Origin of the sequence: Bradyrhizobium sp. McL0615, assembly GCF_049993905.1 — a bacterium.
Lineage (GTDB): Bacteria > Pseudomonadota > Alphaproteobacteria > Rhizobiales > Xanthobacteraceae > Bradyrhizobium.
The window spans coordinates 2,624,439-2,647,943 of the sequence record NZ_CP188254.1 but is presented as its reverse complement, the minus strand read 5'-3'; the positions used below and the strand labels follow the sequence as shown (position 1 = coordinate 2,647,943).

Genomic DNA, 23,505 nt, shown 5'->3' with positions numbered 1-23,505 from the left:
CTCCTAGCGCTCCCGGAATGCACGCATCATGCTGTCGTGAATCGGCCGCACGATGTACTGGAAGAACGTCCGCTCCGACGTCTTGATGTAGACCTCGGCCGGCATCCCGGGTGTCGGGCTGAAGCCCGGAATATTCCTGCTCTCCTCGCCGTTGAGCTTGACGCGCACGAGATAGATGTCGGTCGGTCCTACCTGCTGGGACTTCTTTTCATCCGCCAGCGTGTCAGCCGACAGATAGATGACGTCGGCGGAGATCATCGGCGTGATGCGCTGGTTCAGCGCCGTCAGCCGCACCATCGCCGTTTGTCCGTGCTTGACGCTGTCGATGTCCTGCGGCCGCAATCGCGCTTCGATGATCAGTTCGTCCTTCAGCGGCAGAAGCTCCATGATGTTCTTGCCGGGTTCAACCACGCCGCCCTGCGTATGATAGCGCAGCTTCACCACCACGCCGCTCACCGGCGCCGTGACGCGAACCCGGTCGAGAATGCCCTTGGCGCTCAGCATGCGCTCGCGGACGTCAGCCAGTTCGCCGCGAACCTCGTGCATCTGCTCGACCGCGGTCTTGATCGCGGTCTTGCGCACGCCATTGATCTGCTCGACCGCGCGCGCGATGCGCTCCTTGGCATCGCCGATGTCGCCCATGATGCGGCCAACCTCGCCTTCCAGATTGGCCTTCGACCGCTGCAGCACCATCAATTCCGGCTTGCGAACCAGCCCGGCCTGCACCAGCTTGTCCTTGGTCGCGATTTCCTCGTCGAGCAGAACGATCTGACGGTGTACGGCATCGAGCTGCACCCGCGATCCCCGGATTCGCTCGTCCAGGGCGCTGATGCTCTCCTGGATACTCTTGACGTCGCTGTTGAGGTTGTTGCGGCGCGCCGTGAACGCCATCTGCTGACTATCCACGATTTCCTTCACTTCGGGCGAGTTGGCCTGCGACTGGACGACCTCGGGCGGCCACGTGACATCGTTTTCCTCCCTCATCTCGGCCTGCAGCCTTGCATCGATCGCCGTCAGGCGGATACGCCGCAGGAACAGCCGTTGCAGCTCCGCGCGCGCCGCGGTGTCGTCGAGTTCGAGCAACATTTGCCCGGCTTCCACCGTGTCGCCTTCGCGCACATAGATTTCGCGGATCATTCCGCCCTCGAGATGCTGGACGATCTTGTTCTGACCGGTAACAACGAACACGCCCGAGGCGACCACGGCGCCGGCGATCGGCGCCATGTTGCCCCAGACGCCGAAACCCATCAGCACCACCGCCATGATCAGCGCACCGCCGACGGTCGGCAATTTGGTCGATCGCGGCAGCGAATCGTACCAGGTGCCTGCTGCTTCCGCGGTGCGGACCGCAATTTTCCTGTTGGCCATCGCGTAACCTCGTTGCTGTCAAACCCGGCCGATGCCCTCGGTCAATTCAACGCAGGCGGATCGGGCGGCGTATTGTTCGACTTGCGTCCGGTGATCATCGGAATGATCTCGTCACGGGCGCCGAAAGCCTGCACCGCGCCTTGATGCAGGATCATGATCTTGTCGACACTCATCAGCAGCGCCGCGCGCTGGGTGATCGTCACGACCGTGATCTGCTTTTCCTTGGCGCGCAACAGCGCCTTGGCGAGCGCCCGCTCGCCATTGGCGTCCAGATTCGAATTCGGTTCGTCGAGCACGATCAGGCGCGGATTGCCGTAGAACGCGCGCGCCAGCCCGATGCGCTGCCGCTGGCCGCCCGACAGCGGACTGCCGTCCATGCCGACGATGGTCTCGTAGCCCTGGGCAAAGCTCGAAATCATCTCATGCACATCGGCGGTCTCGGCGGCGTCGAACACGTCCTCGTCCCGGGCGTCGTCACGCATGCGGCCGATGTTGGCCTTGATGGATGCCGGAAACAGTTGCACGTCCTGCGGCAGGTAGCCCACGCTCTCGCCGAACTGGCGTGGATCCCAGTTGCGCAGGTCCATCATGTCGAGCCTGACGCTGCCGGCCGTCGGAATGATCGATCCGACCAGCATGCGGGCCAGCATGGTTTTCCCGGTGCCGGAGTCTCCGACGATGGCAAGCGATTCCCCGGGCTTCAATTGAAAGCTGATGCCGTTCAGGATCACCTTCTTGTTCGGCGGCGGCACGTAGAGAATGCGCTCAACGTTGAGATATCCGGCGGGTCGCGGCAGGCGGAGGCGCTCCAGGTTGAGCGGCGAGTTCAGCAACAGCGCCCTGACGCGGGCATAGGCCGAACGCGCCTGCACGAAGCTGCGCCAGCCTTCGATGGTGCCCTCCAGAGGCGCCAGCGCGCGGCTCGCCACGATCGAGGCCGCAATCACCATGCCGCTGGTCATCTGGGATTCCAGCGCCAGCCATGCGCCCCACCCCAGGATGGCGATCTGGGTGCACAGCCGCAGGAACTTCGACAACCCCGTCATCAGGATGTTGCGATCCTGTCCGATCACCTGTGCCTTTAAAGACTCCACGGTTTCGCGGCCCCACACCTGGACGCCTTCCGGAATCATGCCCATCGCATTGATGACCTGGGCATTGCGAGCCATCGATTCCGCCGTCAGGTTTGCCCTGGCGCCATAATTGTTCGCCTGGGTGAACGGGATGGCGGTAACCCGCTGGTTCAACAGCGCCACGATGACCAGCGCGACGCCAGATCCCAGCACGATGAATCCAAGATGCGGATGAATCAGGAACACCACGGCGAAATAGACCGGCGCCACCGGCGTATCGAACATCGTCAGCAACACCGGACCGGTAATGAACGAGCGCAGGTGCTGCAGGTCCGCCAGTGTCTGGAATTCGCGGCTGGATCCGCTCTGCGCGGCCTTGGCGGCGGCGCTCAGCACAGGTCCGCCCAACCGGGCCTCGGTCTCGACCGCAATCCGCATCAGGATGATGCGGCGCATCATGTCCATCAGCACATGCGCCGCGATCGCAATGACCACGATGATGGTCAGCATCACCAGCGTGTCCGTGCTGCGGCTGGTCAGCACGCGATCGGACATGTTGAACAGGTAGATCGGGATGGCGAGCACCAGCAGGTTGACCGCAACCGAGAACACCCCAACGGTCACCATGTTGCGGCGGGCGTTTGCCAGACCGCTACCGAGCACGTCCCTGAATTCATTGTCGCTGGAACGCTTGTGCAGCGGCGGCGAGTTACCGCCACCGCCACCACCGCCACCGCCACCACCTGAAGACCCGCCGCCGTCCTTGTCGCCTCCGGTGCGCAGCGGCGGAGCCGGAACTGCCTGCTCGATCACGACGGTGGACCCCGGCGGGGTCTTGGCTTCCGTCTTGGCTTCAACCCTGGCTTCAGTCCTGGCTTCGGTCTTCGCTTCCGTTTTGACTTCAGTCTTGATCTTTTCCCGTGGGAAGGGCTCAATCGATGCCGGCGCGGCGGCCTTCGCTACAGCCGGGCGATCCTTCTCATCGGTAAATCTGGCAGGCGGATCTTCGTCGCGCGAGGGCGGTGAATCAAACCACGGGCGAAGCGGAATTATCTTGGCCGAACTCGCCGTTACTTCGTCATGCTGACTCAGGCGCCCACTGGCGGCGCCGCCTGGACGATCATCCCAACCCCACATTTGAAAACTCTCCTGGCACTATAGATCAAACAAAACACCTGCCTTGGCGGCTAATGCAGCATGCTCGCCATCGGGTCTGACTGGACCGAATTGGCAATCGCTGCCGGCGGCGGGCTCGTCGTGTCGTGAGAATGATCACCGACGAAAGCAATGAGTTCGGTCACCAGCGCGTGGGTATCGCCGTTGACGGCGTGATCTACCCCTGTCGGCAGCAGATTCGCCTGCACCAGAATGGAATCAGTATAGATCTGGCCCTTGACGTATGTGGCATCAGGGTTGACGTCGACGATCGCTGCGTCGTTGTGCTGCACGTTGCCGCCGGTGGTGACCGACTGCGTCACGGTGCCGTCCGGATGAAGCGCCATCAGATCGGCTAACGGCTGGTTCTGGAGCTGATACATCACGTTGACATCGGAAGTGACGTTGGTCTGCCAGACCGCATTGATGTCGTAATAGTCTCCGGTGATGTAGAGCACCCTGAGAGGACCGCCATGGCCGATGAGCGCGCCGGCCAGTTCCGGATCGAGCGATGTCATGCCGGAAGCGATCAGGCTTTCGATCAGGTCGAGGTTCCCGGGCAGGCCGTTGAAGGTCTTGCCGCCATAGTCCGCAATCGAGGCTTCGTTCAGCAGGCTGTTGTCGCCTGAACTCGCCGATTGAGACGGGGCGGCGCCGTCGGCCGACGTTACGACCCTGTCGTCGTTCAACAGGATGTTGTTTTGAAAGATGACGTTCAGCCCGTGATAGCCGCCCTGGACGATGATCAGGTCGTATTGAACGCTGCCGTCATAGATCAGCGACAGGTTGCCTTGCTCGTTGTGACCGCCGACGAGATTGTAATGGGAGCTGCTGCTGACCTGCGTGGCCACGTCATTGTCGGAGAGATAGTTGACCTGGGCCACCGCGTGAACGCTGTAATAGTCGCCGTCGACCACGTCGACGATCCAGTTCGGTCCAGCCGCGTGGGCCGCAAAACCGGTGTAGATGCTGGGGTTCTCGGCGAAATCGGCGATGTTTGTCGCGATGTCCTGGGCGTTGGACGGCGGCGCCGCGGGGCTCCCGCCCGATACGCTGACATGATCATGGTCGACAGTGGTGTTGGTCTGGAAGATCGCATTGGTCTTGAAGTAATCCCCCATCACCACCATCGTGCGGGCAGACTCGCCAAGATCGACGATCAACGCGGCATTGACGCTGAAGTTGCCGCCAAGCGTGGCCCACTGGCCGATCCCGTCTCCGGTGTCCGGCAGTTTTTCCTGCTCGACCGGCGGCGTCGGCTCCGATGGCCGTTCCTGCAGTTCGCCATTGACATAGTAGCCGGGGGTCACCGAGTGCGCATCCGGCGTGCCGCCACGCTCGGCCCACGACGCGTCGTGGGCAACCAGGAAATCCTTGGCGCCGCCGTCGTTTTGCGGCATCTGCCAGTTGGCGGGAATCTGAGCATTGGCGTCGGCCGCCAAATGCTCAATGGTGGCCATCGCATCGCTGTTAAGGCGTGCAATCAGAGGTTCGAAGACGGTCAACGCATTCGCCGGCAGATTGACGTCGTCGTCATGCATGAAGTTGAACTGGTGAACCGTCAACTGGGTCTGCTCGCCGCCATCCTGGTATTTCACCCGGACGTGAAGCTCGAAACCACCACCACCGCCGCCGCCCGCCGGCATCGGCGGAGATATGTTCGGTGTCTGCGAACGCGGAAAGAAATCGGAATCGTCATCGTCCGGGCCATGGAGCAGCTTGAGTGGGAGGCCCCGCACGAAGTGGATCGGATCGTCCGGCATCAGCGCCGGCACCGGGCCCGCCGCACTCTCCATGTCGTTGGGCTCGAAGTTAAAATCGTAATTCGGCCGCAGCGTGGTGTAGTCGTCGGAATTACGCTGCACCAGACCTTCATCGTACTGGATGCGGTCGCGGGCGGTATCCTCAAAAATTTTCAGATAGCCGGCAAAGTGGGAGATGATTTCGACAAAGCTGGCAGACGCCATGGGAACCTCCCCCGTCGCCGTAGACTGTCAGGACAAATCGGCGGACGATTGCCACGAATAAATAAATAAATAAATGAATGAATGGATTGGCCCGCGCGGCGCGTGCCGCGCGGGTCATACGCCGGACTAGATTGTATCGTGATGGTCGGTCAGATCGTGACCGGCAGCCTGTATGGTGATGCTGTTGAACTGGATGTTCGCACCCTGCGTGATGTTCTGATCGAATGCGGACTGGTTGAGGGCAGCATCGGCACTGGAATGAATGCCGGCGGCTGCGCCCACGGCGTTGCCCATATGTGCGCCGTCGATCTTGGACTCGCCGCCGTCGATCTTGGCGTCCATGCTGAAGCTGCCGCCCGGATCGTGCCATGATCCGCCGCTGCCGCCGGTGAAGGTGGTAGAGGAGCTGTTGGTGTCGTTATCGACCAGGTTGTTGACCTGATCCATGTTGAACTGGTTACCACCGCCGTTCAGCGTCTGGTTCACCACGTCGGGCATCACGACGGAACCCTCGGCGGTGAAGTTGTGGAGATCGATGACCGGGCTGCTCAGACCGTCCGCCTTCAGATCGAGGTCGACCTTGACGTCGACGTTGACCTTGTTGTCAACGGTATTCTCGACCTTGTTGTCGATGTTGTTATCGACCTTGTTGTCGAGCTTGTTATCGACCTTATTGTCGACCTTGTTCTCATTCTCGTTCGAGTTCTTGTTGTCGTTCTTATTGTCGTTCTTGTTGTCGTTGTCGTTCTTGTTGTCGCTCTTGGAATCCAGCGACTGCACGGCGAACTGCAATTGGCCCTGACCCTGGCCCTGGCCTTGACCCTGGCCTTGTCCCTGACCCTGCAATTGAGCCTGGAGATTGGCCTGCGCCTGCGCCTGCGCCTGATCTTGATCCTGAGTGGGGTCGTGCTTCTTCTGTGGCTTACCCATGACGAGCTCCTGGGTTTGGAGCATCGCGAACGGAACGAGATCGCTGATCTTCTAAGTCTGCGGTCTGCGAAACGCGGCGCTGCTCTTGACGTCGGTTCTTCCGACTACCGGCGCCCGCCTGATTGCGGATGCCGGCGCAGTCAGAATGCCGCCACACCTTCGCCAACAACATGCACGCATTCGATGCATCGCCGTATCTTGCGATATCAACCATCGACGCGACTGGCGCCCGGAAAGAGTTGTGCTTTGAATGAGCTGGAGCGGATCAGGGCATGGCTGCCCTCAGCGCCGGCCGGTCTCAAGCCGCATCGAGGGGTACGCTTTGCAGCCGCGCACCACAGACATTCGCTTCGAGGTGCGGCAGCAGATCCCAGATATCGCGGTTGATTTTCGTCATTTCGTGGGTGGTCCGCAGCATCTCCTGCAGACGGTTTTCGTCCAGCGCCTTTATCTCTCCGAACCTCAGGCTCGACCTGGTTTCCATCAAACGCATCGACTGGGTGTGGGTGATGGCGCCCGTGGAATCGAAAATGAACATGCAGTGATTCAGTTCATTGCGAACCTTGGTGGACTCCGAGAACCGTTCGATGAGCGCGGTCAGATTTTTCGACAGAGCCTTGTCGCTGACCCTGATCTTGGCCAGCCGCTGGATCAGGTCGAGCCTCGCGCGGGTCGTGTTCAGTGTCGCGAACACCACCGCGGCGGAGGCCTCGTCGGTGCGCAGGAGAATCATCAATACGTAGATGAAAAGGCTTTCATTATTCGACCAGCTGCAGATCAGGTTCCCCATCAGGGCGAGAACGAATGTGCGGCGATCCGCCGAGGCGGGGGCCGCGGCGGCGAGCGTGTCAAAGTCCGGTTTCGGAGGCAGCTTGCTGACAAACATGGCAATGTCCGCAGATCCAGACGGTCCATTTGATCGTAACGGCTTCGTCGCCGGGGAAGTATATATCGAAAGATATAGCCGCGAAGGTTGGGCGGTCTCTCTTCTGCAATCACTACAAGAAAAATGTCACGTTCTTGCTGCTTTCTTGCTGCAGTTCCCTTGCTTCCGGCGCCTTCTTGTCACAGTCGCGCTTCTTGGCATTCGCTTAGAACAAGAGTAAAGATTTATGCACAATTTAGAGGCTAAGTGATCTCCTTCACAGCGGACCAGAAGGGCTGCAAGCAATCTATCGATATTCATAGGATGTAATGATCGATAGTCATTAGACGTAAGAAGGGGCGCGTTATGTCGGTCCCATTCACGAAAACGGTTTTCCTTGTAGACGAAATGGCCTTCCGACGAGCTCGCACAGAGAGCTTCTTAAATCCGTGGGCCCGGAACGAAAGCGTCAAACTGATTTCGCTCGATTCCGACGAAGCCCATACAAGACTTGTCGAGCGCGCCGTATGCGACATGCTGATTTACAGCGTCGGCGCTCCTTCTCCCCAGGAGGTCTTCACCGAGATACAGGTGTTGCATACCCTTCGCCGTGAGGCGGCGCTCGCCATCGTCTCCGACGATGACAATCCCGCCACCGTTCTCGCTGCAATTCGTTGCGGGGCCCAGGGCTATTTCAGCAATTCCATGCCGCCCGATCTTGCGTTGCAGGCCCTCTCGTTCGTGCTTCACGGCGGCACTTATTTTCCGCCAACCGCCATCCTGGCCAGCCAGCCCCTCAACACACCCGTGTCCATCGAATACAGACAGCCCGACCTTTCCCAGGAGCAACCGCTTCCGGGGCCGGAACAACAGACGCAAGCACCGCCTCTCGGGCCGGAGGACGGCCTTTACGAGCCGCAAGGCTCCCTTTTCGACGACAAGGCGGCGAGCGTATCGCGCGACCACAGCTTCAACGGCACCACGCGGCACGCGGCCGAGTTTACCGAACGGCAATACGCCGTTCTCGTCTGTCTCTGCCAGGGCGACCCCAACAAGGTCATCGGTCGCAAGCTCGGCATGACCGAGACGACCGTGAAGGTCCATGTCCGCGAAATCATGCGCAAGCTGGGCGTGAGCAACCGGACCCAGGTCGCGATCGCCGCCGCACATGTCTGCTCGGACGGCGCGGTCGAACTGGCGCCTGCGGATTCCATCATAGCGGTCAGGTCGCCCATACCTCACTAGCGGTGAATTTTCGGCGCCGAGCGCCATGGCGCCACCCTGGTTTGGATCGGTTCCACAATCCGCGCGTTTGGACAGACCCGGGATCATCGGTGCTAATCCTTCCGACTCGGCGCGCCACGGAAGAGCGGGCACCGCAGAGGCTCTCGCACCTCCCCTCGTTCCCTTGTGATCGCTCCTGGCGGGATTCGCGGTAGCGACGCGGTTTCGAAGGAAAAGCCGGGCCGGCTTCAATTTTCTCCAACTTTCCGGCGGCCTGTCAGGCTGCAGCTCGCTGCGGAATGCCGGCAGCATCCCATTGCAATCCCGCTATATATGATTATCGTCATCCAATAACAATCGAGCAGGAGAAGCCGCGATGCCCGCAAGCCCCGATCCCGTCGTCATCCTTTCCGCCGCCCGCACGCCGCTTGGCCGGTTCATGGGCGAGTTGTCCCCCTTCAGCGCGCACAAGCTCGGCGCGCACGTGATCGGAGCCGCGCTGGAGCGGGCGAAACTGGCGCCGGAGCGCGTTGACGAGGTCTTCATGGGCAACGTGCTGCCGGCCGGACAGGGTCAGGCGCCGGCGCGACAGGCCGCGCGCGGCGCCGGACTGCCCGACGCCACCGGCGCCACCACGGTCAACAAGGTCTGCGGTTCCGGCATGAAAGCGACCATGCTGGCCCACGACATCATCAACGCCGGCTCAGCCGGAATCGTGCTGTCCGGCGGCATGGAGAGCATGAGCAATGCGCCCTATTTGCTGGCCAAGGCGCGGGGCGGCTATCGCGCCGGCCATGACCGGATCATCGATCACATGATGATGGACGGGCTGGAAGACGCCTACGAGACCGGCCGCTCGATGGGCGATTTCGGCGAAGCCACCGCGGAGGCCTATCAGTTCACCCGCAAGGACCAGGACGCCTACGCCATGGAAACGCTGACCCGCGCCCGCAAGGCGGTCGAGGGTGGCGCGTTCAGGGCCGAGATCGCGCCGGTCACGCTCACCGAAAAGGCCGGCCCGCGCGTCATCGCCAATGACGAACATCCGCTCAAGGTGGACCCTGGCAAGATTCCCGGGTTGAAGCCCGCGTTCCGCGCCAACGGCACCATCACGCCGGCCGCCTCCTCCGCCAATGCCGACGGCGCCGCGGCGCTCATTCTGGCAAAGCGCTCGCTCGCCGAGCGTGACGGCCTGCCGGTGCTCGCCGAGATCAAGGGCCACGCCACCCACAGCCAGGAGCCGCAATGGTTCACCACCGCGCCGATCCCGGCCATCCGCAAGCTGCTCGACAAGGTGGGCTGGAACGTCAGCGATGTTGACCTGTTCGAGATCAACGAAGCGTTCGCGGTAGTGGCGATGGCGGCGCAGAAGGATCTCGGCATCCCCAGGGAAAAACTCAACGTCAATGGCGGCGCCTGCGCGCTCGGCCACCCGATCGGCGCCACCGGCGCGCGATTGATCGTGACGCTGCTGCATGCGCTGGAAGCGCGGAATTTGAAACGCGGCGTCGCCGCCTTGTGCATCGGCGGCGGTGAAGCCACCGCCATCGCCGTCGAGCGCGCCGTTCGCTGACCGGACGATTGGAAAGACATGCGAGCGGCGCGGCGCGCGTCGCTCGCTGCTGTCTTTTCATCCGACCACCTCTCGCGCCGGGAGGACGTCAGGCCGCAAACGCCTTGTCGCTGCACGCTTGACCTTCTCAAAGGCCGACGCCTCGATCTGCCGCACGCGCTCGCCGGAAATGGACAGCTGACGTCCGAGATCCTCCAGGCTCGGCGGATCCTCGCGGAGCCGCCGTGCCACGAACACACGCCGCTCCCGCGCGGTCAGCACATCAAGGGCCGAACGAAGCGCTTTGGCCTTTTGCGCGATTTCATCCTGTTCGGCGACGATCGCCTCGGCGTTCGGCGAATGATCGACCAGCATCGCCTCCCACTCTGTCGGCCCGTCATCGCCGACGGGCGCATTCAGGGAAAGGTCGCCCGTCAGACGGCTGCTCATCTCGATCACTTCGCGAACGGGAACCACGAGCTCATGCGCGACGGCCTCGGCCACCTCCGGCGTGAGCCCCACCCTGTCGCCGCCGAACTTGGTCATGGCGCGCCGCAAGCCAAAGAACAGCTTCCGCTGCGCGGCCGTCGTCCCGATCTTGACCAGCGATCGGGAGCGCAGGATGTATTCGTGGATCGCTGCCTTGATCCACCACAGGGCATAGGTGGAAAACCGGGCGCCGTGGCCGGGCTCAAAATGCGAGGCCGCGATGACGAGGCCGAGATTGGCCTCGCCGATCAGATCGGCCAGCGGAAGATCGTATCTCTGGTAGCGGCGCGCGACCTTTGCCGCCAGGCGGAGATGGCTGGTGACGAGCGCGTCGGTCGCGCTGCGGTCGCGATGCTCCTGCCAGCGTCGTGCAAGCTGCTGCTCCCGCGGCTGTTCGAGCAGGACGTATCGCTTGATGAGCGCGGCGTATTCATCGACGAGCTCCCGCGGTCTGCCTTTGGTCAACGTCGCCCGGCTGTCTGCTATCAATGTTGTGCTATGGGCATTCATGGGTCGCTCCAATCCATCAAATCCGGCACGTCCAGACTAGAAGAACAGACCGCAGTGCAGCCATTAAATAGGAATTGAGGAATCTAAATTCGCTGTTAGCGCTTTGCGCTGCTGTCATCTCGATTTCGAAATCGCACGATTGGAATTGCGAACGAGCTTGTGAACATCGAGCGACTGCCATGCACGCTGGCGTGATCTCGAACCTCGGCTTGCCGTGCAAGCGTCCTGCAAGATGGCTCAAGTTTAGTTGAGCTTTGTAAAAGTCAATTTAGTAGGCCAAGCCCCTTTCTAACTTACATCTCCATCACGCATCCGATGCACCGGTGCAACTTCAGGCAAGCTATTCCCGTTCGGAACAACACGCGCACCTTGCGGTGCGCGACCGCACCTCCGCGCCCGGTGAATTTCTCGCATCAACGGTATGGAGAAACACAAATGACCTCGATCAAGACAATCGCAGTCGCAGCACTGCTGTCGATGATGGCAGCAGCGCCCGCCCTCGCTCAGGAAGCCATTCAGGAGCCCGGAGCCTTTGCATTCTACTATCCGAATCTGGACGTGCTGAATGGTGGCGCGCCGACGCCAGCCTACAGGATGGAAGGGATGCCGCCTTCAGTGATGCAAAACTACAATGAAAGGGAAAGCGGGTTCGGCGGCGCCAATGTCTGGCACCATGGCTGGATTCACCACGCGTCCGACGCCACGCACGAAGGCCGCCGGCATGGATGACCTGCCCGGATAGCACGCCGACCCTAGGTCGGGTTGACGTGCTCATCGGGGCAAACGATCTCGACCCGGCCTCCTGGACCGGAGTGGATGATCAAGCGAAATCCATGCAGCTTCACGATGGCCGAAACCAGGTTCAGTCCGAGGCCAACGCCCGGCGTGTTGCGAATCTTGTCCGAGCGATAGAACCGGCGCAGCACGGCCTCCTGCTCCTGATCACTGATACCCGGCCCTGTATCCGACACCCGCAGGATGGTTTCTCCCTCGCCGCGCAGCAGCTCGAGCTTGACGCTACCGCTCCGGGGCGTGAACTTGATGGCGTTGTCGACAAGGTTGGCGACCGCCTCCAGCAGCAGGTCCCGATCGCCGCGCACGTCAAGCGTGGCTGACGTGCCCACGCTCAGCTCGACCTGCTTGTCTTCGGCGATCGGCTCGTACATGTCGCAGACCTCGCGCAGAATTTCGCCGAGCTCGACATTGCCGAATGCGGACGACCGACGGCTGTTCTCGATCTCGGCCAGGCGCAACAGCGCCGTGACGATCGACAGCGACTGGTCGATGCCGGCGATCGCCTTGTCGGCGGCCTGCTGGAGCTGTTCAAGACTGGTTGCGTTGGTACGGCCGCGCTCGAGCGCCAGGCGCGCGCGCGTCAGCGGCGTTCGCAGGTCGTGGGCGATGTCGTTGCCGACGCCAGCCAGCGCATGGATGGTGGTTTCCAGTTCATCGAGCATGCCGTTGACGATGGCGGCGAGCCGCGAGAACGGTTCATCGATATTCCGGTGCGGCAGCCGCTCGCGCAGATCTCCGGCGATGATACGCTGGACCCGCAGGTTGACCTCCTCGACGCGTCTTTGCGCACGAACACTCAGCCACGCGCCGGCCAGCAGCCAGAAGCAGAACGCGGGCAGCAGGCCGAGCCCGAGCGCGCCGCCGACCACCCTGGAGATTTCCCGGGTCTCGTCGACGTTGCGTCCAATCACAATTACATGGCCTTGATCAAGCCTCCGCGCGACGGCTCTCACCATTGGATCTTCGCTCTCTTTGTCGTCGGTCCGCACCATCCGCACGCTCTTCACCCCCGCACCGACTCCGAGGTCGTCCGGCAGGCGCGCGACATTGCCGGCAAGCCGATGTCCCTTCGTATCGAAAATGCCGGCGAAACGGACGCCGCGGGAGTCCTGCTCGAGATGATCGTCGAGCGCGCTGAGCCGGCGATCGGGCGGCAGCGCGGCAAAGAAATTGACCTGCGTCATAATCATGCTGTCGGAACGCGCGATCAGGTAATCATCGATCTTGAAGTAGATGAAGCCGAACAGGATCGTGACAAACGCAGCGAACAGGGCCGCCAGTGCGGCAGCCCAGTGAAACGTGCTCGAACGTATGAACTGCATCTGATGCTTCGAACCCTGCGCCACCCGGTTACCTCGCTGGCCACCACGACGCGGGCGCGCGGTACGAGCTCCAAAAAACTAGATCTCTCCGTTTGAGCATGATCTTTTCGGAAAACCGGTATCCACGTCTTCGGATCGTGCTCTAGGACATGGCGCGAAGAATGAACCCTGCGCCGCGGACATTGTGAATCATCGGGACCTCGCCCGGACCGTCGACCTTGTGCCGCACACGGCCCATATGCACGTCGACCAGGTTGGTTGCCGGAACAAACTTGTAGTTCCAGACCTCCTCGAGCAGCATGGCGCGCGTGAGCAGCTGGTCGCTCCGCCGCATCATGTATTCGAGCAGGCGAAACTCGCGCGGCAGGAGATCGATCGTACGTTCGCCGCGTTTCGCCGTGCGCTCGATCAGATCGAGCTCGAGCGGTCCTACCTGGAGGGTGGTTTCCCGCGTTTCCGGCGGACGGCGCAGCAACGCCTCTATTCGCGCGATGAGTTCGACAACCGCGAACGGCTTGGTGAGATAATCGTCGCCACCCATCCTCAGTCCACGCACGCGGTCATCGACCGCGCCAAGCGCGCTCAACACCAGCACCGGCGTGCGCACCTGATCCTTCCGCAGGGATTCGATGACAGTAAGCCCGTCCATTCCCGGCAGCAGGCGGTCGACGATCATGGCATCCGGCCGCAAGTCGCGCGCCTTGGCGAGACCATCCAGCCCGTTGGACGACCATTCCACATCGAAGCCGCGATCGGCGAGCTCGGCGGCGATTTCTCCGGCCGTCTCGTCGTCATCCTCTATGAGAAGAACCTTCGTCATGCGATCATTCCGACTGCCAAGATGCCCTCTGCCCGCACGGCCAGGCTCGGTCGCAATGATACGCGGGCCAGCCGATAATGCCATGGTGACAACTCAAGTCTCAAGGTTCAGGAGAGCCGGATAGCGCGGCGATCCCTTCGGGGCCCGACATGCGCCATCCGCCCGGTGGCCATTTCCGCTGCCTCGATACGAGCACAGCGAACCCGTCCACCCCAAACAACTAGCCCTCGTCGGCGGGCGGCGCCAATAAATAGCAATTTAATGAATCGGCTGGCCTGCATCGTTCGACCAGCCGGAGCGATTCCGGGCCAGGCCAGGCGACCGATCGGTGTTCGTCGGCTTCACGCCGAGTTGAAAGGGCGTGAAGCGATGTTTCCTTTGGACGATGGCGAAGCAGCCGCACGTCACCGGAAGAAGCCAGCCTGGCTTCCCCTGACCATTGGAGAATACCCATGCGCAAAGTGAAACTTCTGTCGGCCGTGTTACTCACCGCTGCCACCTTCGCCACACCGGTGCTGGCCGCCGGACACACCTCGCGGCATCTCGTCACCGACGCCCAGGGCCGCGTGATGTCGACGACGCAGCGCGACGAAGGCGGTAGCTGCATCCGTGCTCCGCGCGTCGGCGCCTTCGCCAGCGAACCGTGGACCGTGCCGCCTTGCGAGCCCAACACGGGTTACTGATCCGCCCGCGTTACGACGGGACAACGAAACAAGCCGGGCTGGCGGGATCTCCTGCCAGCCCGGCTTCTTTTGCTGCGTCAAGCAGCGCGCCTTTGACGCAGATATGTCGCTGCGCCAGTTCGTGAACGCAAAGGCGGCGAAAGACTAACGCCGAATTTAATGGATGCCTTGTGCATCGCACCTACCTGTCAGTCATCCGACGTTTCGTTCGCGTGGCTCGTTGAACGCGCATCACGGCGCCGAGCAATCTGACTGAAAAGGAGTGTCACGATGAAACGGATAATCACGATATTGGCAACAGCTCTTCTCGCTTCAAGCCTGCTGGCGGGCGCGGCCGACGCCCGCGGTGGCGGCGGCGGTGGTGGCGGTCACGGCGGAGGTGGCGGAGGCTTCGGTGGCGGCGGCCATATGGGCGGCGGTTTTGGCGGTGGAGGTCACATCGGAGGCTTTGGCGGCGGAGGTCATTTCGGTGGCGGCCTTGGCGGCGAACACATGGGAGGCCTCGGCGGCGGCCACGTTGGCGCGCATGGTTTCGGACTGCACCAGCACGCCCTGCATCGCTTCGGCGGATACGGGTCAGGATACGGCTACTACTATCCCGATTGCTACGACTGGTACTCCCTGCATCCCGACCAGCCCTTACCGCTGAGCTGCGGCTAAGACCCTCGCGCAAATCCTGCACGCGGGTTGACGGATCGGAGGGCACTTCCAATGCCCTCCGGACCGATCGCCTGAATAGCGGGCCGATATCGCGTCGGCGCCGCGCCACCTTCCCGTTCATCACACTGCTCGACCGGCACCGGAGAACCACCATGAAACGCTTCCTGATGATCACGACAGCCTCGGTGCTGCTCTGCAGCCAGGCCATTGCGCAGCAGGCTGGGGTGATGCCGACACCTTCGCTCTCGGCCACTTCGCCGCTCGGCATGGTGCCAGGCGCGCCGGTCGGCGGCACCGGCATCCCGTTCGGCGCAACGGAAATCACTTCCCCCGGCGTAAGTCCGGCGCCACTGCCCTCGACCGGCATCGTCGGCAGCACCGTGTGCTCGACCATCGGTACGGCACCGTCAACAATGTTCGGATCTGCATCCAGCTTTGACGGCGGCGGCATGCCGGTCGGCTCCGTCACGCCGCAAAGCACGATGGCGATGCCGTCGTCGGGTATCCCGCCGACATCGGCCCTGATCGACACGTCGGGTACCCAAAGCATGTGCGGCGCCGGATCCGGAAGTCTTGCCGCTTCATCGACGCCGACGTCTCCGACGACGCCGGGCGGCGTGCCGCGCACCGGCATCCCGATGGGCTCGACCGAGATCGGCAATCTCGGGGTCAGCTCCGCCGCGGCGGTGCCGACCATCACCGTCACGCCCACCATCGCTTCAACGTTCCCGACGGTGTCGGCCGTCACGCTTGCAGCCCCGAACACAACGACCGTCCCCGCGGCCACCAATCCCATCACGGGGATACCGAACGTTTCAGGGATACAGAGCACGGTACCGGCCCTGTCACCCGGCGCCACGATGCAGCCCTGACCGGAAAACCCACGCGAGAGACACAGTCATGAAAAAGAACGTCGTAATACCCGCCCTCTTGTTTGGCGCTGTCGCCGCCGGCGGTCTTTTCTACCTGACGCATGCCATGACGTTCAAAGTCGCCGCCGCCGTGCCGCCAGCTCCGGTGCCGGTCGTGGCCGGCGTGGTCGCGCAGCATGACGTGCCGATCTACCAGAACGGCGTCGGCACCGTGATTGCCTACAATACCGACGTCGTGCGGGCGCAGATCCAGGGCCAGCTCATCAGCATCAACTTCACCGAAGGGCAGACCGTCCATGCCGGCGACCTGCTCGCGCAAATCGATCCGCGTCCCTACCAGGCCCAGATCGACCAGTTCGAGGGAAATCTGGAGCGCGACCAGGCCCAGCTCACCAATGCCCGCGCCAATCTCACGCGCTACAGCCAGCTCGGCGACAAGGGCTGGGCCACGCCGCAGCTGATCGAGACGCAGAAAGCGCAGGTCGGCCAGCTGGAAGCCGCGATCAAGACCGACCAGGCGCTGATCGAAGCGGCGAAGGTGCAGCTCAGCTACACCCGGCTGACCTCGCCGATCGACGGCGTGGTCGGGATACGCCAGATCGACGTCGGCAATATCATCAGCCCGACGACGACCAACGGCCTTGTCGTCGTGACACAGCTCGATCCCATCTCGCTGATCTTCACCCTGCCGGAAGGGGTGCTGCCGCAGATCCTCGGACAGCAGCAGGTGACCAAGACGCCGCTTTCCGTCCTCGCCTATAACCAGGACGATACGCTGGAGCTCGGAAAGGGCGTACTCGCGCTGGTCAACAACGAGATTCTGCAGACCACCGGATCGATCCAGCTCAAGGCAACCTTTCCCAACAAATCCCGCACGTTGTGGCCGGGCGAACTGGTCAATGCGCGGCTGCTTATCACGACCCGGCACAACGGCCTGACCGTCCCTGCCTCCGTCGTGCAGCAAGGTCCGAACGGCGCCTATGCCTATGTTATCAAATCCGACAGCACGGTCGCGATCCGGCCGCTCAAGGTCGCTCAAATCACCGACGGTGAGGCGCTGATCGACTCGGGGCTGAAAGTCGGCGAGCAGGTCGTGGTCGACGGACAATACCGGCTGCAGCTTGGCACGCCTGTCACGGTCCTGCACGGCGAAGCGGCCGACGAAGCAGCGGCACAACAGGCACAACAGGCGATAATCCCATGAACATATCCGCGCCCTTCATACATCGGCCGATCGCGACCGCGCTGCTGATGGTCGGCCTTCTGGTCGGCGGCCTGGTCGCCTACCCGCTGCTGCCGATCGCAGCGCTGCCGAACGTCAACTATCCGACGCTTCAGGTCACGGCGCAGTTGCCGGGCGCCGACCCGCAGACCATGGCGGCATCGGTCGCGACGCCGCTCGAACTCCAGTTCGGCCAGATCCCGGGTCTCGCCCAGATGACATCGGCGAGCGCGCTCGGCTTCACCCAGATCACGCTGCAGTTCGACCTGAACCGCCAGATCGATGGAACGGTCAGCGATACGCTGTCGGCGATCAACGCCGCGAGCCCCTTCCTGCCGGCGGGCATTCCCTACCCGCCGACGATCCGCAAGGTCAATCCGGCCGATACGCCGATCCTGGTGCTCGGTCTGACCTCGGACAGCTTGCCGCTGACCACGGTGGACGCCTATGCGGAAAACATCCTGCTGCAGAAGATTTCGCAGATACCGGGCGTCGGCCTCGTCGGCATTGGAGGCCAGCAAAAGCCCGCCGTGCGGGTGCAGCTCGATCCGCAGGCGCTTGCCGCGCGCGGCATCAATCTCGAGGACGTCCGCACGGCGCTCGGCCAGGCCAACGTCGACCTGCCGAAAGGCACGCTCAACAGCCCGCGCCAGACCTTTACGCTGAACACCAACGACCAATTGCTGAGCGCGGACGATTACGCCAATCTCGTGATCGCCTACCGAAACGGGTCGCCGGTCCGCATCCGTGACGTCGGCCGCGCCGTCAGCGCGCCGGAAAACGACCTGATCGCCGGCTGGTACAATAACCAGCGCGCGGTCATCCTGGCGATCCAGCGCCAGCCCGGCGCCAACGTGATCGACACCGTCCAGCGGATCAATGCGACAATGCCGGTGCTGCAGGCCTCGATCCCGCCTGCCGTCAAGATCCATGTCATCTCCGACCGCACCGACACGGTCCGCGCATCCATCCACGACGTTCAGTTCACGTTGATACTGACGGTTGCGCTGGTGGTGATGGTGATCTTCGTCTTCCTGAGAAATTTCTGGGCGACGGTCATCCCGGCGGTCACCGTTCCGTTGTCGCTGGTCGGCACCTTCGGTGTCCTCTACGAGCTCGGCTACAGTCTCGACAATTTGTCGCTGATGGCGCTGTCGATCGCCGTCGGCTTCGTGGTCGACGATGCCGTCGTCGTGATCGAGAACATCGTGCGGCACATGGAGGGCGGCGCCACGCCGTACGAGGCGGCGCTGAAGGGCGCCGGCGAAATCGGCTTCACCATCATGTCGATCACGCTATCGCTGATCGCCGTGTTCATTCCGCTGTTCCTGATGGGCGGATATGTCGGGCTGCTGTTCCGCGAATTCGCCGTCACCGTCAGCGTGGCGCTGCTGCTGTCGCTCGTGATCTCGCTGACCCTGACGCCGATGATGTGCGCCCGGCTGCTCAAGCCGGAAAGCCAGACGCATGGGCGGTTGTTCCGTCTCTCCGAAGGCGGCTTCAATGCCTTGCTCGGAGCCTACGAAGCAGGCTTGAAAATCGTGCTGCGTCACCGCTTCATCACGCTGTTGACGATGTTTGCGACCATCGCACTGACCGGCTATCTTTACGTGGTCATTCCCAAGGGCTTTTTTCCGCAGCAAGATACCGGGCTCATCATCGGTCTGTCCGAAGCCGCACAGGATATTTCCTATTCTGCGATGGCCGAGCGTCAGCAGGCACTGCTCAATGCGATCATGAAGGACCCGGCCGTCGCATCCATCGGCTCCGCGATCGGCGCCGGCGGCGGCAACACCACGGTCAACAATGGCCGCATCTACATTGCGCTCAAGCCCTACAAGCAGCGCGACAGCATGGAAACGATACTCGCGCGCCTGCGGACCAACCTGGCCAAGATCCAGGGCATCACGCTCTATATGCAGGCCGCGCAGGACATCACCATCGGCGGCCGCGTCTCGAAAACCCAATATCAGTACACGCTTGATGACGCCGATCAGGGCGAGCTGAATCACTGGGCCGCACTGTTCCTCGACCGGATCAAGAAAGTCCCCGGCATCACCGATGTCGCAACCGACCAGCAGAATTCGGGTCCCCTGCTCGACATCACCATCAAGCGCGAGGTGGCGGCGAGCTACGGCATCCTGCCCTTCACCATCGACAACACGCTCGACGACGCCTTTGGCCAGCGCATCGTCTCGACCATATACACGACCTTGAACCAGTACCATGTCGTCATGGAGGTCAATCCGAAGTTCCAGTACTCGCCGGAGGCGTTGACCGGAATCTACGTCAAATCCTCAGCCGGCCAGGAAGTGCCGCTATCGACGCTGGTCGACAGCGTGGTCAAGGTCGCCCCGCTCGTGGTCAACCACCAGGGCCAGTTTCCCTCGGTGACGATCTCCTTCAACCTGCTGCCGGGCACGGCAATCGGCGAAGCGACCAGCGCCATCCAGCATATCGAACAGCAACTCGGCAAACCGTTGTCGCTTCAGACCAGTTTCCAGGGCAACGCGCAGGCCTTCGGGGATGCGCTGTCGAGCACGCCGATCCTGATCGCGGCTGCGCTGTTCGTGATCTACCTCATCCTCGGCATATTGTATGAGAGCCTGATCCACCCGATCACCATCATCTCGACGCTGCCGTCGGCGGGGCTGGGAGCATTGATGCTGCTGATGGCGGCGCATCTCGATCTCAGCGTGATCGCGATCGTCGGCATCATCCTCCTGATCGGCATCGTCAAGAAGAACGGTATCATGCTGGTCGATTTCGCCCTGCATGTTGGTCAGGCGGAGGGATTGACGGCGGAAGAAGCGATCTACCGCGCCTGCATCATGCGTTTCCGCCCCATTCTCATGACCACAATGGCGGCCATGCTCGGCGGCGTTCCGATGATGCTCGGCACCGGCGCGGGCTCCGAGATACGCCAGCCGCTCGGCTACGCCATCGTCGGAGGTCTCGCCGTGTCGCAGCTTCTTACGCTGTACACGACGCCGGTGGTCTACATCTACCTCGACAGGCTGCAGACCTGGCTGTTCGGCAAGCAGAAGCCGGCGACCGAAGGTCAGGCCAAGCTGACGCCGGCCGAATGACGGCAATCCCGGGCGGCTCAATGCAGCCGCCCGCCTACCGCTTTGCTGGACGATGACCGGATGTTTGAAGGTGTGGGCGGCGTCAGTCCACTTTCGGTCGACACCATTGCAACCGTAACCCTGATCTCATCTGTTGAAATCTACCCGTAACAGCAGCGCATCAGAATGTTGGAGGCGATCGGCACCTGAGGAGGTGGCTTTTGAGTATCCGTCGGGACGCTTCTATCTCTGTTGTCTTGAAAGCGCGGGTGAATCGCCAGCGATGCCAAGGGCACGCCCGTTGCGTTGCGCTCGCACCCGAGCTGTTCGAACTCGCCGAACTCGGTGAGTCCCATGCCGCCGGCGACGGCGTGTTTCCACCTAACCTGCGCGACAAGGCTCACCTGGCGAGGGCCAATTGTCCCGAACTTGCAATCGATCTCGAAGAGCAAAGGTAGTCACCATGGGCGAACGCGCACCTGTAGCCGACTGGGCAAGCGACTTCGACCATCTCGATCCTGCCTGGGCCGAAGATCCGTTTCCGATCTGGAAAGAGCTTCGGCAAACATGCCCGGTCGCTCATACCGATCGCTTTTCAGGTGTCTACTTTCCACTGCGTTACGAAGACATCCGGGCCGTCGCCTACGACACCGACCACTTCTCATCGCGTCGCAACACGATCCGCGAGGGCAATCCGGAGATTCCGCCGAACCCGCCGTTCTCGTCCGATCCGCCCGCGCATCGGGATCAGCGAAAGCTATTGTTGCCATTGTTTACGCCGGCTGCCATCCAGGAACTCGAGCCGCGAGCACGTGCGATTTGCCGCGAGACGCTTGAAGGCCTTTCCGGCAGGACTGAATTCGACGCGGCCGTCGATTATGCGCAGAATATACCGACACGCGTGATAACTCATATGCTTCGCCTGCCCGAGCACGAAGGTGAGAGGTTTCGAGGGTGGCTCCGTAAGCTCTACGTAGGCTTTCGTGAGCCCGCAATAGCCCGCGCGGCATACGCTGAAATGAACGCGTTTATGTCCGACCATGTGGCGGAGTGCCGGAAAACGCATGGCGAGGACCTGATCGGATATTTGTTCGAGGCAGAACTGAATGGGCAGCCACTGAGCGATGAGTATATCGTCGGAACGGTCCGGCTTTTGCTTCTTGCTGGAATCGACACGACTTGGAGCATGGTCGGCACCTGCCTGTGGCACCTTGCGACACATGCAGATGATAGGCGGCGTCTTGTCACCGAACCTCATCTCATCCCGACGGCGATAGAGGAGTTCCTGCGGGCCTACGCGCCGGCGCTGCTGGGCCGCGTCATCATCAAGGACACCGTGCTCGGTGGCTGTCCGCTCAAAACCGGCGAGATGGTCATGCTCAGCTACGGCGCCGCCAATCGTGATCCAGCGCTGTTTTCGGAGCCGGACGAGATCATCATCGATCGCACCGAAAACCCGCACGTGACGTTTGGTCTCGGCATCCATCGCTGCATTGGCGCGCATCTTGCGCGCATGGAACTTCGCGTCGGCATCCAGGAATGGCTGCTCAAGTTTCCCGAGTTCGAGCTCAAGCAGGGAGCGGTCGTGGAGTGGACCTCGGGACTCGTGCGAGGGCCGCGACGGATTCCCATCACGATTCTGCATTGATTGTCGGGATGGCGAGCGTTGGCGGCGGTCATGCGGCGTTCGGCCTCGGCATCCATCGATGCATCGGCTCGTCGCTCGCAAGGACGGAAATCCGTGTCGCGCTTGAGGAATGGCTCGCCAAATTTCCTGATTTTGTACTGAGCCCCGGCGCGGTCGTTAAATGGTCGATAGGAACCGTGCGCAGCCCTTGGGAAATTCCGGTCACGCTACGGCGCTAGCTAGTAGTTGCTTCCCGTCTTCTCGTTCGGAATGCCGTCGATCGGGCACTCGTCAGTCCCAACCGTCGGCCGGGTCATCGCCTCGACCATTTCGCGCGTGCCTTCGGGATCGTCGATCCACTTTTTGTAAAAGTCATAGGGGCAGGACGCGACGCCCTTCGCGCCTTCGCCGGAATTGATCATGCCAGTATAGCCGCGGTGCAGCAGCTTGAAGAGATGGTTCTGCGACTGTCCGTTGCGGCGCGCATCGCGGATCAGGCTCTTCGACAGTGCCGCGTACTGGATGCCGTACTCCTCCTCGCCGGTCTCGCCCAGCGTGCGGCCATCGAAGCCGATGATCGCGGAGTGACCGAAATAGGAATAGACGCCATCGAAGCCCGCGGCATTGGCGACTGCGACATAGACATTGTTGGCCCAGGCCATCGCCTTGGAAATCAGGATCTGCTGTTCCTTGGCCGGATACATGTAACCCTGGCAGCGCACGATCAGCTCGGCGCCCTTCATGGCGCAGTCGCGCCAGATTTCCGGAAAGTTGCCGTCGTCGCAGATGATCAGGCTGACCTTCAGGCCCTTCGGGCCTTCGGACATATAGGTGCAATTGCCGGGATACCAGCCTTCGATCGGCACCCACGGCATGATCTTGCGGTACTTCTGGACGATCTCGCCCTTGTCGTTCATCAGGATCAGGGTGTTGTACGGCGCCTTGTGCGGATGCTCCTCGTGGCGCTCGCCGGTGAGCGAGAACACGCCCCAGACTTTTGCCTTGCGGCAGGCTTCGGCAAAGATTTCCGTCTCGGCACCGGGGACCTGCGAGGCGGTCTCGTACATCTCCTTGGAGTCGTACATGATGCCGTGGGTGGAATATTCCGGGAAGATCACGAGATCCATGCCTGGCAACCCAAGCTTCATGCCGACGATCATGTCGGCAATCTTGCGGGCGTTGTCGAGCACCTCGGCCTTGGTGTGCAGCCGCGGCATTTTGTAATTGACGACTGCGACGCCGACCGTGTCGTTGCTTGAGGAAATGTCACCGTGGAGCATTGGATCGCCTCTTGTTCTGGTTC

At 62.0% G+C, this 23,505-nt stretch carries 20 protein-coding genes and 1 pseudogene; 12 read left to right on the top strand and 9 right to left on the bottom strand.

The window, feature by feature from the left end:
- Positions 1–3 precede the first annotated feature (3 nt).
- The 5 genes from ACPPVP_RS12715 to ACPPVP_RS12695 all read right to left on the bottom strand — a co-directional run bounded on the left by ACPPVP_RS12715 (position 4) and on the right by ACPPVP_RS12695 (position 7,379).
- Positions 4–1,368 carry an HlyD family type I secretion periplasmic adaptor subunit gene (locus ACPPVP_RS12715; protein ID WP_426534637.1) on the bottom strand — a complete coding sequence of 455 codons (1,365 nt, stop codon included), beginning with the start codon at positions 1,366–1,368 and terminating at the stop codon, positions 4–6.
- A gap of 41 nt (positions 1,369–1,409) precedes the next feature.
- Complete coding sequence (locus tag ACPPVP_RS12710) at positions 1,410–3,578, bottom strand: type I secretion system permease/ATPase (protein ID WP_426534635.1); 2,169 nt, start codon at positions 3,576–3,578, stop codon at positions 1,410–1,412.
- A 50-nt stretch (positions 3,579–3,628) separates the two neighbouring features.
- Positions 3,629–5,563 carry a hypothetical protein gene (locus ACPPVP_RS12705; RefSeq protein ID WP_426534633.1) on the bottom strand — a complete coding sequence of 645 codons (1,935 nt, stop codon included), beginning with the start codon at positions 5,561–5,563 and terminating at the stop codon, positions 3,629–3,631.
- Between the two features lie 126 nt (positions 5,564–5,689).
- Positions 5,690–6,493 carry a hypothetical protein gene (locus ACPPVP_RS12700; RefSeq protein ID WP_426534631.1) on the bottom strand — a complete coding sequence of 268 codons (804 nt, stop codon included), beginning with the start codon at positions 6,491–6,493 and terminating at the stop codon, positions 5,690–5,692.
- A gap of 298 nt (positions 6,494–6,791) precedes the next feature.
- Positions 6,792–7,379, bottom strand: a complete 588-nt coding sequence (locus tag ACPPVP_RS12695; RefSeq protein WP_426534629.1) for a hypothetical protein — start codon at positions 7,377–7,379, stop codon at positions 6,792–6,794.
- Between the two features lie 345 nt (positions 7,380–7,724).
- Here ACPPVP_RS12695 and ACPPVP_RS12690 point away from each other — a divergent pair, with 345 nt between their 5' ends.
- A complete protein-coding gene (locus ACPPVP_RS12690; protein WP_426534627.1) occupies positions 7,725–8,603 on the top strand; it encodes a LuxR C-terminal-related transcriptional regulator in 879 nt (292 codons plus the stop codon).
- Between the two features lie 355 nt (positions 8,604–8,958).
- Entirely contained in the window at positions 8,959–10,155 is a 1,197-nt protein-coding gene (locus ACPPVP_RS12685; protein WP_426534625.1) for an acetyl-CoA C-acyltransferase, read from the top strand.
- A gap of 57 nt (positions 10,156–10,212) precedes the next feature.
- Here ACPPVP_RS12685 and ACPPVP_RS12680 read toward each other — a convergent pair whose 3' ends face one another.
- Positions 10,213–11,133 (bottom strand): RNA polymerase factor sigma-32, encoded by a 921-nt coding sequence (locus tag ACPPVP_RS12680; RefSeq protein WP_426534623.1) that lies wholly within the window; start codon positions 11,131–11,133, stop codon positions 10,213–10,215.
- Between the two features lie 435 nt (positions 11,134–11,568).
- On the opposite strand from ACPPVP_RS12680, the gene ACPPVP_RS12675 reads away from it, so the two are divergent.
- Positions 11,569–11,862, top strand: a complete 294-nt coding sequence (locus ACPPVP_RS12675) for a hypothetical protein (protein ID WP_426534621.1) — start codon at positions 11,569–11,571, stop codon at positions 11,860–11,862.
- A 23-nt stretch (positions 11,863–11,885) separates the two neighbouring features.
- Here the strand turns inward: ACPPVP_RS12675 and ACPPVP_RS12670 are convergent, their stop codons facing one another.
- A complete protein-coding gene (locus tag ACPPVP_RS12670; protein ID WP_426534619.1) occupies positions 11,886–12,920 on the bottom strand; it encodes a sensor histidine kinase in 1,035 nt (344 codons plus the stop codon).
- Positions 12,921–12,989: 69 nt separating this feature from the next.
- On the opposite strand from ACPPVP_RS12670, the gene ACPPVP_RS12665 reads away from it, so the two are divergent.
- Entirely contained in the window at positions 12,990–13,346 is a 357-nt protein-coding gene (locus ACPPVP_RS12665; RefSeq protein ID WP_426534617.1) for a hypothetical protein, read from the top strand.
- Positions 13,347–13,392: 46 nt separating this feature from the next.
- Here the strand turns inward: ACPPVP_RS12665 and ACPPVP_RS12660 are convergent, their stop codons facing one another.
- Complete coding sequence (locus ACPPVP_RS12660) at positions 13,393–14,070, bottom strand: response regulator transcription factor (protein ID WP_426534615.1); 678 nt, start codon at positions 14,068–14,070, stop codon at positions 13,393–13,395.
- Positions 14,071–14,522: 452 nt separating this feature from the next.
- Between ACPPVP_RS12660 and ACPPVP_RS12655 the strand changes: the two genes are divergently transcribed.
- From ACPPVP_RS12655 to ACPPVP_RS12620, 8 genes and pseudogenes are all read left to right on the top strand, one after another.
- A complete protein-coding gene (locus ACPPVP_RS12655; RefSeq protein WP_426534613.1) occupies positions 14,523–14,753 on the top strand; it encodes a hypothetical protein in 231 nt (76 codons plus the stop codon).
- 270 nt (positions 14,754–15,023) lie between these two features.
- The gene (locus ACPPVP_RS12650; protein ID WP_426534611.1) at positions 15,024–15,413 is read left to right on the top strand and encodes a hypothetical protein; all 390 of its coding nucleotides are present in this window, start codon (positions 15,024–15,026) and stop codon (positions 15,411–15,413) included.
- A 152-nt stretch (positions 15,414–15,565) separates the two neighbouring features.
- Entirely contained in the window at positions 15,566–16,285 is a 720-nt protein-coding gene (locus tag ACPPVP_RS12645; RefSeq protein ID WP_426534609.1) for a hypothetical protein, read from the top strand.
- Between the two features lie 28 nt (positions 16,286–16,313).
- Positions 16,314–17,489 (top strand): efflux RND transporter periplasmic adaptor subunit, encoded by a 1,176-nt coding sequence (locus ACPPVP_RS12640; RefSeq protein WP_426534607.1) that lies wholly within the window; start codon positions 16,314–16,316, stop codon positions 17,487–17,489.
- Positions 17,486–20,596 (top strand): efflux RND transporter permease subunit, encoded by a 3,111-nt coding sequence (locus tag ACPPVP_RS12635; protein ID WP_426534605.1) that lies wholly within the window; start codon positions 17,486–17,488, stop codon positions 20,594–20,596. Before ACPPVP_RS12640 ends, ACPPVP_RS12635 begins: the two co-directional genes overlap by 4 nt.
- Before the next feature lie 224 nt (positions 20,597–20,820).
- A complete protein-coding gene (locus ACPPVP_RS12630; protein WP_426537816.1) occupies positions 20,821–21,033 on the top strand; it encodes a ferredoxin in 213 nt (70 codons plus the stop codon).
- Between the two features lie 5 nt (positions 21,034–21,038).
- The gene (locus ACPPVP_RS12625) at positions 21,039–22,223 is read left to right on the top strand and encodes a cytochrome P450 (RefSeq protein ID WP_426534603.1); all 1,185 of its coding nucleotides are present in this window, start codon (positions 21,039–21,041) and stop codon (positions 22,221–22,223) included.
- 29 nt (positions 22,224–22,252) lie between these two features.
- Positions 22,253–22,441: pseudogene (locus tag ACPPVP_RS12620) on the top strand (cytochrome P450); the annotation flags it as partial.
- Here the strand turns inward: ACPPVP_RS12620 and ACPPVP_RS12615 are convergent.
- On the bottom strand, positions 22,442–23,482 hold the full coding sequence (locus ACPPVP_RS12615) for an aliphatic amidase (protein WP_426534601.1): 1,041 nt from the start codon (positions 23,480–23,482) through the stop codon (positions 22,442–22,444).
- Positions 23,483–23,505: the final 23 nt, after the last annotated feature.